Annotated in this window: 21 protein-coding genes; 20 read left to right on the top strand and 1 reads right to left on the bottom strand. The window is 45.3% G+C overall.

The window, feature by feature from the left end; translation table 11 throughout:
- Nucleotides 1-50: 50 nt before the first annotated feature.
- The 19 genes from rplF to L8106_RS33435 all read left to right on the top strand — a co-directional run bounded on the left by rplF (nucleotide 51) and on the right by L8106_RS33435 (nucleotide 12598).
- Nucleotides 51-596 carry a 50S ribosomal protein L6 gene (gene rplF / locus L8106_RS03130; protein ID WP_009782735.1) on the top strand — a complete coding sequence of 182 codons (546 nt, stop codon included), beginning with the start codon at nucleotides 51-53 and terminating at the stop codon, nucleotides 594-596.
- A gap of 3 nt (nucleotides 597-599) precedes the next feature.
- Nucleotides 600-962, top strand: a complete 363-nt coding sequence (rplR, locus tag L8106_RS03125) for a 50S ribosomal protein L18 (RefSeq protein ID WP_009782734.1) — start codon at nucleotides 600-602, stop codon at nucleotides 960-962.
- Nucleotides 963-1015: 53 nt separating this feature from the next.
- Nucleotides 1016-1555: a 30S ribosomal protein S5 gene (gene rpsE / locus L8106_RS03120; protein WP_009782733.1), complete on the top strand. Its 540-nt coding sequence runs from the start codon at nucleotides 1016-1018 to the stop codon at nucleotides 1553-1555.
- Between the two features lie 73 nt (nucleotides 1556-1628).
- Complete coding sequence (gene rplO, locus L8106_RS03115; protein ID WP_009782732.1) at nucleotides 1629-2126, top strand: 50S ribosomal protein L15; 498 nt, start codon at nucleotides 1629-1631, stop codon at nucleotides 2124-2126.
- 40 nt (nucleotides 2127-2166) lie between these two features.
- Entirely contained in the window at nucleotides 2167-3474 is a 1308-nt protein-coding gene (gene secY, locus L8106_RS03110) for a preprotein translocase subunit SecY (RefSeq protein ID WP_009782731.1), read from the top strand.
- Nucleotides 3474-4055: an adenylate kinase gene (locus L8106_RS03105; RefSeq protein WP_009782730.1), complete on the top strand. Its 582-nt coding sequence runs from the start codon at nucleotides 3474-3476 to the stop codon at nucleotides 4053-4055. The genes secY and L8106_RS03105 overlap by 1 nt, the downstream gene beginning before the upstream one ends.
- A 276-nt stretch (nucleotides 4056-4331) precedes the next feature.
- On the top strand, nucleotides 4332-4556 hold the full coding sequence (infA, locus tag L8106_RS03100; RefSeq protein ID WP_009782729.1) for a translation initiation factor IF-1: 225 nt from the start codon (nucleotides 4332-4334) through the stop codon (nucleotides 4554-4556).
- Between the two features lie 109 nt (nucleotides 4557-4665).
- The gene (gene rpmJ, locus L8106_RS30315) at nucleotides 4666-4779 is read left to right on the top strand and encodes a 50S ribosomal protein L36 (protein ID WP_071782548.1); all 114 of its coding nucleotides are present in this window, start codon (nucleotides 4666-4668) and stop codon (nucleotides 4777-4779) included.
- A 333-nt stretch (nucleotides 4780-5112) separates the two neighbouring features.
- Nucleotides 5113-5496 (top strand): 30S ribosomal protein S13, encoded by a 384-nt coding sequence (gene rpsM / locus L8106_RS03095; RefSeq protein WP_009782728.1) that lies wholly within the window; start codon nucleotides 5113-5115, stop codon nucleotides 5494-5496.
- Between the two features lie 87 nt (nucleotides 5497-5583).
- On the top strand, nucleotides 5584-5976 hold the full coding sequence (gene rpsK / locus L8106_RS03090; protein WP_009782727.1) for a 30S ribosomal protein S11: 393 nt from the start codon (nucleotides 5584-5586) through the stop codon (nucleotides 5974-5976).
- A 119-nt stretch (nucleotides 5977-6095) separates the two neighbouring features.
- Nucleotides 6096-7040, top strand: a complete 945-nt coding sequence (locus L8106_RS03085; protein WP_009782726.1) for a DNA-directed RNA polymerase subunit alpha — start codon at nucleotides 6096-6098, stop codon at nucleotides 7038-7040.
- A gap of 167 nt (nucleotides 7041-7207) precedes the next feature.
- A complete protein-coding gene (gene rplQ / locus L8106_RS03080; protein ID WP_009782725.1) occupies nucleotides 7208-7558 on the top strand; it encodes a 50S ribosomal protein L17 in 351 nt (116 codons plus the stop codon).
- Nucleotides 7559-7685: 127 nt separating this feature from the next.
- A complete protein-coding gene (gene truA, locus L8106_RS03075) occupies nucleotides 7686-8525 on the top strand; it encodes a tRNA pseudouridine(38-40) synthase TruA (RefSeq protein WP_009782724.1) in 840 nt (279 codons plus the stop codon).
- A gap of 106 nt (nucleotides 8526-8631) precedes the next feature.
- A complete protein-coding gene (gene rplM, locus L8106_RS03070) occupies nucleotides 8632-9090 on the top strand; it encodes a 50S ribosomal protein L13 (RefSeq protein WP_009782723.1) in 459 nt (152 codons plus the stop codon).
- Nucleotides 9090-9500, top strand: coding sequence for a 30S ribosomal protein S9 (rpsI, locus tag L8106_RS03065; protein ID WP_009782722.1), 411 nt, complete (start codon nucleotides 9090-9092; stop codon nucleotides 9498-9500). The genes rplM and rpsI overlap by 1 nt, the downstream gene beginning before the upstream one ends.
- A gap of 165 nt (nucleotides 9501-9665) precedes the next feature.
- Nucleotides 9666-9923, top strand: a complete 258-nt coding sequence (gene rpmE / locus L8106_RS03060; protein WP_009782721.1) for a 50S ribosomal protein L31 — start codon at nucleotides 9666-9668, stop codon at nucleotides 9921-9923.
- A 235-nt stretch (nucleotides 9924-10158) separates the two neighbouring features.
- Complete coding sequence (gene prfA / locus L8106_RS03055; protein WP_009782720.1) at nucleotides 10159-11265, top strand: peptide chain release factor 1; 1107 nt, start codon at nucleotides 10159-10161, stop codon at nucleotides 11263-11265.
- A 216-nt stretch (nucleotides 11266-11481) separates the two neighbouring features.
- Entirely contained in the window at nucleotides 11482-11937 is a 456-nt protein-coding gene (locus tag L8106_RS33440) for a hypothetical protein (RefSeq protein ID WP_009782719.1), read from the top strand.
- The gene (locus tag L8106_RS33435) at nucleotides 11927-12598 is read left to right on the top strand and encodes a hypothetical protein (RefSeq protein WP_009782718.1); all 672 of its coding nucleotides are present in this window, start codon (nucleotides 11927-11929) and stop codon (nucleotides 12596-12598) included. Before L8106_RS33440 ends, L8106_RS33435 begins: the two co-directional genes overlap by 11 nt.
- A 63-nt stretch (nucleotides 12599-12661) precedes the next feature.
- Here the strand turns inward: L8106_RS33435 and L8106_RS03045 are convergent, their stop codons facing one another.
- Nucleotides 12662-13063, bottom strand: a complete 402-nt coding sequence (locus L8106_RS03045) for a peptide chain release factor 1 (RefSeq protein ID WP_369747768.1) — start codon at nucleotides 13061-13063, stop codon at nucleotides 12662-12664.
- Nucleotides 13064-13187: 124 nt separating this feature from the next.
- Between L8106_RS03045 and L8106_RS03040 the strand changes: the two genes are divergently transcribed.
- Complete coding sequence (locus L8106_RS03040; RefSeq protein WP_009782716.1) at nucleotides 13188-13403, top strand: hypothetical protein; 216 nt, start codon at nucleotides 13188-13190, stop codon at nucleotides 13401-13403.
- Nucleotides 13404-13744 lie beyond the last annotated feature (341 nt).

Below are 13744 nucleotides of genomic sequence, written 5' to 3'. Positions count from 1 at the left end.
TCGCGGTTTGACTTCTGAAAAATTGACAACTTAAAACGGACAAAAGCATTATGTCTAGAATTGGTAAACGTCCAATTCCGATTCCCCCGAAAGTTACTTTCACCATTGAGGGACAACACATTATCGTCAAAGGCCCTAAAGGAGAACTTTCTCGAGTTTTACCTGAGAAAGTCATCCTCGAACAAGACGGTGATACCTTACTGGTTAAACGGCGTGATGAGTCCCGTGTTGCTCGTCAACTCCATGGATTATCTCGTACCCTAGTTGCCAATATGGTCGATGGCGTTTCTAAAGGATTTGAAAAACGCCTGGAAATTCAAGGGGTGGGGTATCGGGCGCAAGTTCAAGGAAAAAATTTGATTCTCAATGTCGGTTACAGCAAACCCGTTGAGATGAACCCACCTCAGGGAATTACCGTTGCGGTTGAAAACAATACCAACGTGATTATTAGCGGCATCGATAAAGAAGTTGTGGGGAATATCGCCGCTCAAATTCGTGCCGTTCGTCCCCCTGAACCCTACAAAGGCAAAGGTATCCGCTATGCCGGAGAACAAGTCAGACGGAAAGCAGGTAAAGCAGGTAAAGCCAAGAAATAAACCATGAAACAGACTCGTAGAGAATCACGCACTCGTCGGCATCGCCGTGTTCGACGCAAAGTGTTTGGCACTTCCCAACGGCCTCGGTTAGCCGTATTTCGTTCTCACAAACACATCTATGCTCAGGTGATTGATGATACTCAACATCATACCCTGGCCGCTGCTTCTACCCTTGATCCCGATCTCAAAACCCAAGTCGAAACCGGGGGAACCTGTGATGCCTCTGTACAAGTCGGACAGCTTTTGGCTCAACGTTTACTCTCCCAAGGGATCAGCAAAGTCGTTTTTGACCGAGGGGGCTACTTATATCATGGTCGGGTGAAAGCTCTTGCCGAAGCCGCCCGAGAAGCGGGTTTAGACTTCTAAAATTAAAAATGAAAGCTAAATTGATCATTGAATTGATCAGAGGATAAACGATTATGGCAGAACAACAACAGCAGCGTCGCAAAAAAGGAAATCGCGCCAAAGAGAAAGACACAGAATGGCAAGAACGGGTTGTACAAATTCGTCGGGTAACGAAAGTCGTCAAGGGCGGTAAAAAACTCAGTTTCCGGGCTATTGTGATCGTCGGTAACGAACGGGGTCAAGTGGGGGTTGGGGTCGGAAAAGCTGCCGACGTGATTGGAGCCGTTAAAAAAGGAGTTGCAGATGGTCGCAAAAATGTGATCGAAGTGCCTCTGACCAAATCCTACTCCATTCCCCATCTGGTTCAAGGCGAAGGTGGCGGTGCAAAAGTGCTAATCCGTCCCGCAGCACCCGGTACTGGGGTAATTGCCGGGGGAGCTGTCCGAACAGTTCTTGAACTCGCAGGCGTTCGTAATATCCTCGCCAAACAACTCGGTTCGAGTAACCCACTCAATAATGCCCGAGCCGCCGTTGATGCACTAACCAGTTTAAGAACCTTGTCAGAAGTTGCCCGAGAACGGGGAATCTCAGTTGAGCAGCTTTATGCAAGTTAACGGGTTTGAGTTTGCACCAGAGAATGAAAATTCTCATCTCCAACAACTGATAACTGATCACAGATAAAAAACCATGAGATTAGAAGATGCCGTACCAAAAGCCGGCTCCCGCAAGCGTCGTCGTCGCCTGGGTCGAGGAATTTCCGCAGGCCAAGGGGCAAGCTGTGGTAAAGGGATGCGCGGTCAAAAAGCTCGTTCTGGGAGAGGTACCCGACCGGGATTTGAAGGAGGTCAAAATCCTCTCTACAGACGTTTGCCCAAATTAAAGGGCTTTCCTCAGGTGAATCGGAAACAGTACACTACCATTAATGTAGGAAAGTTGGCATCGTGCAGCGCCAATACAGAAGTTACCCTTGATTCTTTACAAAAAGCGGGAATTTTAACCAGTAATAATGGCCCGTTAAAAGTGTTAGGAGATGGGGAACTCAATGTGCCACTGCAAGTCAAAGCCGCAGCTTTTACCCAATCTGCTCGCTCAAAAATTGAAGCCGCAGGGGGAAGTTGTGAGACGATTGATGCCAAAAAGAAAACAAGTGGAGAAACTCAGGAAACTCAGACAGAGCAAGACTGAGCGATCCCGGTTCAACTTGGTTTGAAAGAGGTAGTCCTTAATGGTTGTTAGTCGAGATAAAGCACCAACTGCACAAGAGACGTTTTTGCAGATGGCTCAAGCCGCTGGATTACGAGGTCGTATCCTAGTCACCATCGGCTTGTTAATTTTAGTTCGTTTGGGGGTATTTTTACCCATTCCCGGAATTGATCGCGCTGCCTTTAGTGCCAATATTCAAAATAGCCCCGTGATTGGCTTTTTGGATTTGTTTGTGGGTGGGGGCCTTTCAGCTCTGGGAATTTTTGCCTTGGGAATTTTACCCTTCATTAATGCTTCGATCATCATGCAGTTGATGACGGCTGCATTACCGACTTTAGAAGACTTACAGAAAAATGAAGGGGAAGCCGGACGCCGTAAGATTTCTCAGATTACCCGTTATGTTGCCTTCGGATGGTCTGTTCTGCAAAGTATTGGTCTGGCTTTGTGGGTGAGTCCTTTTGCCGAAAGTCCAGGGCCTTTGTTTATGGCTGAGGTGGTCTTGGCTTTATCCGCTGGGGCCATGTTTGTCATGTGGGTTTCGGAACTGATTACCGAGCGCGGAATTGGGAACGGCGCTTCATTGCTGATTTTTGTCAATATTGTGGCGGTTCTGCCTCGCTCTTTGGGAAATACGATTGAGTTGGCTCAAAGTGGCGATCGCGCGATTGTCGGTCGGGTGATTATCTTGTTGCTGATTTTCTTGGCGATGATCGTCGGGATTGTGTTTGTTCAAGAAGGAACTCGGCGAATTCCGATTGTTTCGGCTCGTCGTCAGGTCGGTCGGAAACTTTATCGGGAAAAAACCAGTTATTTGCCGTTGCGACTGAATCAGGGTGGGGTGATGCCGATCATTTTTGCTTCGGCGGTTTTGATTTTACCTGCATCCCTCTCGCAATTTACCAACAATCCGATTTTAGTACAAATCGCGACAGCTCTGAGTCCGAGCGGGCCGACCCCTTGGTTGTATGCTGCTTTCTATTTGGTGCTGATCTTGTTCTTTAGTTATTTCTATGCGTCGCTGATTTTGCAACCTGTGGATATGGCGCAGAACTTGAAAAAAATGGGGGCGTCTATTCCCGGAATTCGTCCAGGTCGAGCGACCAGTGAATATATTGAGCGGGTTTTAAATCGATTGACCTTTTTGGGGGCGATCTTTTTAGGGTTTGTGGCGATTATTCCTACTGTAGTCGAAACAGCGACTCGGGTTCCTACTTTTCGCGGATTTGGTGCTACTTCTCTCCTGATTTTAGTGGGTGTAGCCATTGACACGGCGAAACAGGTGCAAACTTATGTGATTTCTCAACGCTATGAAGGAATGGTGAAGCGATAGTGGTTCAAGTTATTTTCTTAGGTCCTCCAGGTTCAGGTAAAGGAACGCAGTCAGCACGATTGTCGGAGTTTTTAGCGGTTCCTCATATCTCAACGGGTGATATCTTGAGAACTCATGTCGCTCAACAGACCGATTTGGGTCAAAAAGCCAAAGCGTTTATGGATCAAGGAGATTTGGTTCCCGATCAGTTGATTCTCAGTATGGTGCAGGATCGTCTTGATCAGCCGGATGCTCAAAAGGGTTGGATTCTTGATGGTTTTCCTCGGAATGTGACTCAAGCAACTTTTGTTGAAGATCTGGTGAAGCAACAGCAGGTTGAAAAGGGTTCCGAAAATGCTGATTCCAAAAGTTTGAATACGATCAATTTGGAAGTCCCGGATGAGGTTTTGATCGAGCGTTTACTGGCTCGGGGTCGGGCTGATGATAGTGAAGAAACCATTCGTCATCGCTTGCAAGTGTATCACGAACAAACGGAACCGTTGATTGAGTATTATCGCGATCGCAATCAGTTGAGTATTGTCAATGGGAATCTTCCCCTTGATCAGGTGACAGCCGCGTTGAAAAATGCAATTGTTGCTTAATGGTTTTGTGTTTTCTTGAATGGGTCAGAGAGCAACAGCTTTAAATCTGACAAAATCCTGATTTCTGCATTGACAAGGTACTTCGTTCTTCAGGCTAGACTCTAACTAGCAGGCGGTCTCCCCTTAACATGAGTTCCTCCGTTTATTTGAAGATTTTGATAAAATATGTTAAGAATTGCATCTTGAGTACCAATCAGCCAAGGGTTAGAGCTAGTCTGTCTGGAACGGCAAAGATAGGTTCAAGGAGCAATTCGGTTGAATTGAGGAAAAAACAGCTTGTCTAAGCAAGATTTGATTGAAATGGAAGGAACGGTTACAGAGTCTCTTCCAAACGCTATGTTTCGTGTGGATCTTGATAATGGGTTCAATGTTTTAGCTCATATTTCCGGCAAGATCCGCCGCAACTACATCAAGATTTTACCGGGAGACCGAGTTAAGGTGGAATTAACTCCTTACGATCTGACTAAAGGTAGAATTACATATCGCCTGAAGAAGAAGTAGGTTGAGGTTGATCCACTGCCTTTTTGATGATCAAAAGGGATCAATATTGGATCAACTTTCTCAATCAATGATATAATAATAAATTTGTTGTAGTATTGCCAGAAGCGGCATGAAAGTAAGAGCATCAGTCCGAAAAATTTGCGAAAAATGTCGCGTCATCCGTCGTCGTGGCAGGGTGATGGTGATTTGTTCCAATCCGAAGCACAAACAGCGACAAGGATAGTTAGCAACCGACTCCAAGAACTCTAAATCAGTTCTTGGATAACAGCGAATCTATACTCCAGTCCGACAAACTCAGATGTGTTAAGACTCTACTCTTTCAAACCCCGTTGAGGTCATATTTTAGCTCAACCGCAGCCACTCAGGAAAGCAACCGAGACTAACCTAAAACTCTTGCATTAGTTAGAGTAGAAGGTTGGAGCAAAACCTGCCTTCACCTCAAAATGTTTAGGCGTGCGCGTTGGGTGGGAGTAGCAAAGTCAAAACTTAATGCAGTCATTTTACTGCATTCGTCGAGAGAGTAACTTTACAGAATGTATTTCAGGGAGAAATAAGCGTGGCACGTATAGCCGGAGTAGACCTTCCACGAGATAAACGTGTTGAAATTGGTCTGACTTATATTTACGGAATTGGACTCTCACGGTCCAAAGAAATTTTGAAAGAAACGGGTGTCAATCCTGATACCCGAGTCAAAGATCTAAGCGATGCGGAAGTTGCAGCCTTACGGACTCTCGTTCAAGGTCAATATCAAGTTGAAGGAGATCTCAGACGCTGGGAAGCAATGAACATCAAGCGTCTGATGGATATTGGGACTTATCGGGGTCGGCGTCATCGTATGGGACTACCTGTACGGGGTCAACGAACCCGAACCAATGCGCGAACTCGTCGGGGTGCGCGACGTACTGTTGCAGGTCGGAAAAAGGCAAGTGCGAAGAAATAAGGTTAAACAAACCATGACCCCATCGTGTGCTGACCCAGCAAATCGGTGGGTGATCAAAACCAATGCGATCGCGTTAGAGATGTAACTATGGCAAAACCATCAAAAAAGTCAGGAACCAAAAAGCAAAAGCGCAACGTACCCAATGGGGTAGCTTACATTCAATCAACGTTCAACAATACGATTGTGACAATTACCGATCCCAACGGTGAAGTCATTTCCTGGGCATCGGCGGGATCAACCGGCTTTAAAGGGGCAAAAAAAGGAACTCCCTTTGCCGCTCAAACAGCCGCAGAAAGTGCCGGACGGCGAGCGAACGATCAAGGAATGCGACAAATCGAAGTCATGGTTAGTGGCCCGGGTGCAGGTCGAGAAACGGCGATTCGAGCTTTGCAAGGAGCGGGACTAGAAATCACCCTGATTCGAGATATTACACCCATTCCTCACAATGGTTGTCGTCCTCCAAAACGGCGTCGTGTCTAATCAGGAACTCACAGTGCTGGGATGCGAATGGAAAATGGAAAATGTCAGTCCGGCAGTTTTTCATTTTTCGCTTTTAATCAAATACACTTCGGGGTTCAAAGGAGAAGGGAGGTCAATCGGTGGCGCAATTTAAGATTGAGTGTATTGAGTCAAACACTGATACAGACCGGAGTCAATACGGTAAATTTGTCCTGGAACCGCTAGATCGCGGTCAGGGAACAACAGTTGGCAACGCACTCAGACGGGTACTGTTGTCAAATCTAGAAGGGACGGCAGTGACAGCCGTTCGGATTGCCGGAGTTAATCATGAGTTTGCCACAATTCCAGGGGTAAGAGAAGATGTATTAGAAATTCTGCTGAACTTGAAAGAGATTGTTCTCAATAGCTATTCTAACCAAAGACAAATTGGTCGTTTATTGGTTCAAGGTCCGGCGACGGTAACAGCGGGCCACTTTGATCTACCCTCAGAGGTAGAAGTCGTAGACAAAAATCAATATATCGCGACCTTATCTCCAGGATCAACCTTGGAGATGGAATTTCAGGTCGAAAAGGGAACGGGGTATCGGGCTATTGATCGGAATCGGGATGAAGCCACAGCGGTCGATTTTTTACAAATTGATGCTGTGTTTATGCCTGTTCGTAAAGTGAATTACACCGTTGAAGATGCAAGGGTAGGGGGTTCACTCGAAAAAGATCGGCTGATTCTGGATATCTGGACGAATGGTAGTTTGACTCCTCAAGAGGCGTTGAGTCAAGCCGCCACAATCTTAGTTGATCTATTTGTTCCGCTCAAAGATATCACGCTTGAATCCATTAAAACGGATCAGACCGATGATGTCGATCCTACCAGTCAGATCCCGATCGAAGAACTCCAGCTTTCAGTGCGAGCCTATAACTGTCTCAAACGCGCTCAAATCAACTCAGTGGCAGACTTACGGGATTATACCCAAGAAGATCTTTTGGAAATCAAAAACTTTGGTCAAAAGTCCGCCGAAGAGGTGATAGAAGCCCTACAAAAACGCCTGGGAATTACCTTACCTCAGGAAAGAGCCAGTAAACCCTAGTTCAGAGATGGAGGAAAAACAATCGCTGGGGAAGACAAGCGGCTCCCTCCCCCGCGATGCTCACCGGAAAAAGACAAGCCGCACATTCAGCCTAGAAATCTAGACGGGTTACTCCGTCTCTAAGACTCAAAAATCGCTAGTAATCACGTTGTTAATCGGAAATTGTTATGCGTCATCGTTGTCGTGTTGCCAGACTAGGTAAACCCGCAGACCAGCGTAAAGCCCTATTGCGATCGCTGGCCACGGAATTAATTCGTCATGGTCGAATTACGACCACTAAAACCCGAGCTAAAGCTGTACGAGCGGCAGCCGAAAAAATGATTACCTTGGCTAAAGATGGCTCTTTGTCTGCCAGACGGGCGGCGATGGGTTATATCTACGATAAACAGCTTGTACACGCGCTGTTTGAAGCGGCCGGAGAGCGTTATGGAACGCGCAATGGTGGATATACTCGGGTGGTGCGTACTGTGCGCCGTCGAGGTGATAATGCAGAAATGGCAATCATTGAATTAGTTTAACCTGGAAATTTCCAGAAAAAAGCGGCGATCGGAAACCCAAAAAACCCAATCGTCAATGACCCGCGACGCGAACAGCATGAATCGGACAAGATCAACAGCAGTCAAAGAGAGCGATTACCCGCAGCCGATGGAGCGAAAGCGGATTGCTCTGGTGATTCAATATCAGGGAACTCGCTTTAACGGTTGGCAACGGCAACCCAATGGACGAACGGTGCAAGAAGAAATAGAAACAGCAATTGCCAATGTTGTGGATTCTCCTGTTACCTTACATGGGGCGGGTCGTACCGATACAGGGGTTCATGCCGCCGCTCAAGTCGCTCACTTTGAAGTAACCGGGCCAATTCCTGGCTATCGCTGGGCAACCATTCTCAATCATCGCTTGCCCCATGATATTCTGGTTCGCGCCTCCGCTCAAGTCGATCCGAGTTGGCACGCTCGCTTCTCGGCTGTGTGGAGACGTTATCGCTATCTGTTATACACAGACTCACGCCCTAACTTGTTTGTGCGTCCCTGGAGTTGGCATTATTATCATGCTCCTTTGGATGAAAAGCTCATGCAAGCTGCTTTAATCCCTTTACTTGGACGTCATCATCTCAGCGCCTTTCAACGGGCTGGTACTCGTCGTCCTCATGCTTGGGTTGATGTGCAGGATGTTTCCTGTCAACGACAAGGGCCGTTTATTCAAATCGAAGTCCAGGCGAGTGGATTTTTATATGGGATGATGCGACTGCTGTTGGGGTTATTAGTCGAAGTGGGTGCCCAAGCGCGATCGCTGGAAAACTTCACCGATATTTGGGTTCACGAACGCCGAGAACTTGTCAAGTATTCTGCCCCCGCGCGTGGCCTTTGTTTACTGCGAGTTGGCTATCAAGACTTTCCCTTTGATCATGAGGTTTGGTTTGATACCTATCCTGAGTTTGTCTTTGGCCGAACACAGACTTCTTTCTCGGTAACACATTCTTCGTGATCGCGATCGCCCAATTATTGATCGCATTGCCCATGATTATGGCTCTATTATCAAGAATTGATAGAGCAAATGACCGTCTCTCTCACAGAATCAAGGATAGTGAAAAATGACAACAAAAACTTACCTTCCCTCTCAAAGTTCTCTTGAGCCAAAATGGTATGTCGTCGATGCCGCCGATCAACGGCTAGGTCGGTTGGCGTGTGAAATTGCTAGCATTATTCGGGGCAAAAAAAAGCCGATTTTTACGCCTCATATGGATACTGGAGATTTTGTCATTGTTATTAATGCTGAAAAAGTGCAAGTAACTGGCAAAAAATCTTCCCAAAAACTGTATCGCAATCACTCCGGTAGACCGGGGGGAATGAGAACGGAAAACTTTGCTCATTTGCAAAATCGTATTCCCGAACGGATTATTGAACTAGCGGTGAAGGGAATGCTACCCAAAAATGCCCTGGGACGACAACTGTTTAAAAAACTCAAAGTCTATGCAGGCCCCGATCATCCGCACATGGCTCAACAGCCTGAAATGATGACCATTAACACACTTCCTAAAGGAGACAACTAATGCAAGCAACTGATAATGATCGCGCTGTTTATTGGGGAACGGGTCGTCGTAAAGCCTCCATCGCCCGAGTCCGTCTAGTTCCGGGTACGGGAATACTGACGATTAATCATCGAGAAGGCGAATCTTACTTACAATTTAATCCCAGTTATATTGCTTCTGCTAAGGCTCCTCTAGAAACCCTGGGCTTAGAAAATGATTATGACATTCTTGTGAATGTTCAAGGGGGAGGATTAACCGGTCAAGCGGAGTCTATTCGTCTTGGGGTGGCTAGAGCGTTGTGCGAACTGAGTCCAGATAATCGCCAACCGTTGAAAATTGAGGGCTATTTAACTCGTGACCCCCGTGCGAAAGAACGGAAAAAATATGGGTTACGCAAAGCTCGTAAAGCTCCTCAATTCTCGAAACGATAAACTAATACCCCAAATGATTGGTGACAAATTCCCAAGATGGAAAAACAGGGACTTCTTAGAAGTCTCTGAGTCCTGTCTGATTTCTACTCCCAAAAGTCACGCTTTCAAGGGTAAATTATCGTTAAAATAGAGATCAAAGCAATCTTCATTCTTTTATTTTGAACTATGCCTAAATCTGATATTCATCCCGAATGGTATCCAGAAGCTGAAGTCTTTTGCAACGGTGAATTAGTCATGACTGTTGCTTCGACTCAGCCGAAAATTTATGTTGATGTGTGGTCTGGAAATCATCCCTACTACACTGGAACTCAGAAGATTATTGATACAGAAGGCCGGGTCGAACGCTTCTTGCGTAAGTATGGCATGGTGAGTGAAACTCAACCTGAAGCTGAACAAAGTGATAGCGATCAGCAAGAAAAATAGCTCCGTTGTCGTTTGTCTGTCGTCTGGGGTCTGTAGCGTTCTCTACTGACAACTGACTCTCAAAATACTTTCGTGTGTGATCGGTGAGGGTAGAACTTGAAACCATCTCAGTAAGGTGGGTGGTCAGTGGAGTTAATATCGGCTGAAATTACGCCTTTTCATTCTCTGACTTCCCCACACCTCACAGCTCATCGACTATTCTGACAACTGACAACTGACAAAGGACAACGAGACAATGGCTGAGACTTATTTAATCGAAAAATTAAGGTCTTTCGAGCAGACGTTTAACGAACTGACTCTGCGCCTTGCTGATCCAGATGTGTCTAATAACCCGACGGAGTTACAGCGGATCGCGAAAGAACGATCTTCAATTGAGGAAGTCGTCAATACTTATCAACTCTGGAAAACCGCCCAGGAGGAACTCACTGGAGCGCGACAAGTCCAGAAAGAAGCCGGAGAAGATCCGGAAATGAAAGAAATGGCGGCTTTGGAAGTTGAGGAACTACAAAACCAGCTCGAACAGTTGGAAACCCACTTGAAGGTTCTCTTGTTACCGAGTGATCCCAATGATGATAAAAATATCATGTTAGAGATCCGAGCCGGAACAGGGGGGGATGAAGCGAGTATCTGGGCGGGTGACTTGGTGCGAATGTATTCCCGCTACGCTGAAGGCCAGAAGTGGCAGGTCAAAATAGTGAGTGAGTCGTCTGCGGATATGGGCGGTTTTAAAGAAGCTATTTTGGAAATTAAAGGTGATCAAGTCTATAGCAAGCTGAAATTTGAAGCCGGAGTTCATCGGGTTCAACGGGTGCCTCTGACCGAAGCGGGAGGTCGAGTTCATACCTCAACGGCAACGGTGGCGGTGATGCCGGAAGTCGATGAAGTGGATGTGGAAATTGATCCCAAAGATATAGAAATGAGTACCGCTCGTTCGGGGGGTGCTGGAGGCCAAAACGTCAACAAGGTGGAAACCGCAGTCGATCTGATTCATAAACCAACGGGAATTCGGATTTTTTGTACTGAAGAACGTAGTCAACTCCAAAACCGGGAACGGGCGATGCAGATTTTGCGAGCAAAACTCTATGAGATGAAACTGCGTGAACAACAAGAAGCGGTGACTTCTATGCGGCGATCTCAGGTGGGGACAGGCGCTCGTTCGGAGAAAATTCGCACTTACAACTATAAGGATAACCGCGTCACAGATCATCGTTTAGGCCAGAACTTCTCTCTCTCTCCCGTTTTGGAGGGGGGGATGGATGATGTGGTTGATGCTTGTGTCTTTACGGATCAGCAAGAACGACTGCTGGAACTGGCGAATGCTTCGACTCCGGCTTCGGTGTAATCTGATGACAGCAGGCTGTAAAATTTGATTGTTTTTCCCAAATTTGATGCTGACCGGGAGAATTTTTGAGGGGGTGTCCATCCGGTCGCCCTCTAACTTATTTTAGAGTCGGGACAGATTAATTTTTGTTGACTTTTAAATCATTTTTTAGAATAAATCCGCTACAATAGAGAGACTTCTAAAAAAGCATAGCTCGAAAAAATTAGTAACAATAGTATGGCGGTGACAGTGATGAATGAGCAAGACTGTTTGACCGTTTATGATCAATTGGTCGAAATTTTAAATCAACTTCAATTTGCTTGGGTTAGTCAACAGGTTCTTGAGGTGATTAGTGCGGGTAAAACGGTGGAAGAAATGGTATCAGGACGCAAATCTCCTGATTTAAAATTAACTTATCATACGCCGCAAGAACAACTTTTGCTGTTAATTCATGCGATTAAAAAAGCAGTCATTGATGCGGTTGATCTAGAGTTGGAAATTGCTCGTCATTTCAGTGAAGAAGTGAAGACTTCTGATCTACAACCGGAGATTCAGTTTACATCTTCGTTTGAAAAGAAAAGTCAAGATCTGAAATTTCCAGTTGAGTTGGCGACTCATCATCAAAAAGAAGCTGAAACGTTATTAAAACTGCTTTATAACTTAGAGAAAGAGGTGCAAAAAGATGTCAATTAATACTGGCTTAATTCAAGAGATTAGCCAACAGTTAAAACAAACCCTTCATCCGGAAATTCAGACAGAGACAGAGCTTTCTGAATTGTATAATTTTTATGTGTTTTGTATTATGATCAAGGCGGCTCGAAATGAAGGCGCATTAGTTTATTATAAAGATGTTCTCAAACGCAATCCTGAACAGTTAGTGTTTCGCAGACGAGCCGGACAAATTTATGATCCTTCTAAAGCTTACACTCATGCTGTTATAGAATTTCAGGATAAACCGCCCTTAGAAGTTCACATGGGAGTTAAAATTCATGGTCGCTTGAGAGTTTTATATGATTGTGATCTGTGTGTATTGTATAAAATGGAAGCGGATAGCTGTCGAGCCAACCAACGACAACCGCGTGCTTCTCGGATTTTAATGGCGGTTGATTGTCAATATTATACGTCTCAACTTAAGTTGGAACTGGCTCAAGCTTTTATTGCGTTTTCGTCGGAGTTGAGAGTGGCGGGGAACTGTTACTTTGTTTCTAATAGTTCATCAGATTCTGTGGCTAAACTGTTAGCGAGTCGCAAGCGCAAATGGGAATATGATATTTTTCCCAGAGCGACGAATAATGTGAATCGATTGATGTATGAATTTCAAACCAGCTTTAAGGATTTTAAAGCGAGAAATTAGGGTTTGACTTGAATTTTTTTGCTTAACTTTGATTGGATGAGTTGCTTCTAGATGCTTTCTTCTTTAACGCCAATAGGGTCTTCCCTTCCAAAAAACTCCAATCAAAATTCCCATCAGGGCTAAACGAGATAAACTGACTAAAAAGCTTGGGAGGGGAAGTAGAGATTTAATCAAAAGTCCTAAAAGTAAACACCCGATTAGCATCCAGAGCGTCGATGAATTCAATAAGAATTGTTGTTGCCAGATTTCAAACCAGTAGACGGCTAATGCTCCCATACCAATCGCGATCGCAATTTGGGTGATGATTCCCAATGGAGGGGAAAACAACATTTTCAGGACGTTACTAACGACTGGAGAGTTAACTGCTCCCCACAAGAGCAAGATTTCTAAAGCGGCAATGATCAGATTGCTGAGGGTCGCGCTTTGTAGTAGCGATCGCCAGGGAAAGTTTTTTAGACGTTGCATCCAATGATTCATAGGATATGATATTACAATTTTTAAAGAGAGACTTGGGTTTGTTCAGGAAGGGTGTCAATTCCTCCGAACAGTCTTCAAGTCGAAAGCTGGTTAAAGTTGAGAGGAGACGACTGTGGAAGCCAACAATATCAACAATATCAATTGTGCAGAAGCCTGCGTTAATGGCTGCGTTCTAGGGGACAAATGCCCGAATCGGGAGTACGCAAATAGCACAGAAGACTTCATTAACAGCACGTCCTTAGATCAAATGCTGAATATGGCTGACGAAGCCATTCGCAAAAAACGCACGGAACCCCCGCAGTGGGTCATTCCTGATTTTCCCGAATAGTTTGAGACGAGCAAACGAATGCCGTATAACGCTGAGATCTATTAGGTTTAGATCTAGTTTAACTGCATTGTTAGAGATGCTGACAGGGGAATAGAAAAATCGTCAATCCATTTCCCCTGTTTTTATTTGAATGATTTTAGATGCTATTTTTTGACTCGGCTAATACATAAAAGATTTGAGACTCTGCTAACCCGGCTGGGATTTGGAAATCTTCGCCTGTATTTGCCAGATCAACTCGTCGCCAAAAATCACCTTGCTGATCTTGACGGACTTCTCCATTATTCCATTCGGTAAATATTTCTTTTACGCTTTGATTTTATCAAAAACTCTTAAAGATTTTG

Source organism: Lyngbya sp. PCC 8106 (genome assembly GCF_000169095.1).
Taxonomy (GTDB): Bacteria; Cyanobacteriota; Cyanobacteriia; order Cyanobacteriales; family Microcoleaceae; genus Capilliphycus.
Note: the sequence above shows the minus strand (reverse complement) of the source record. Positions and strands in the feature narration are given on the sequence as shown.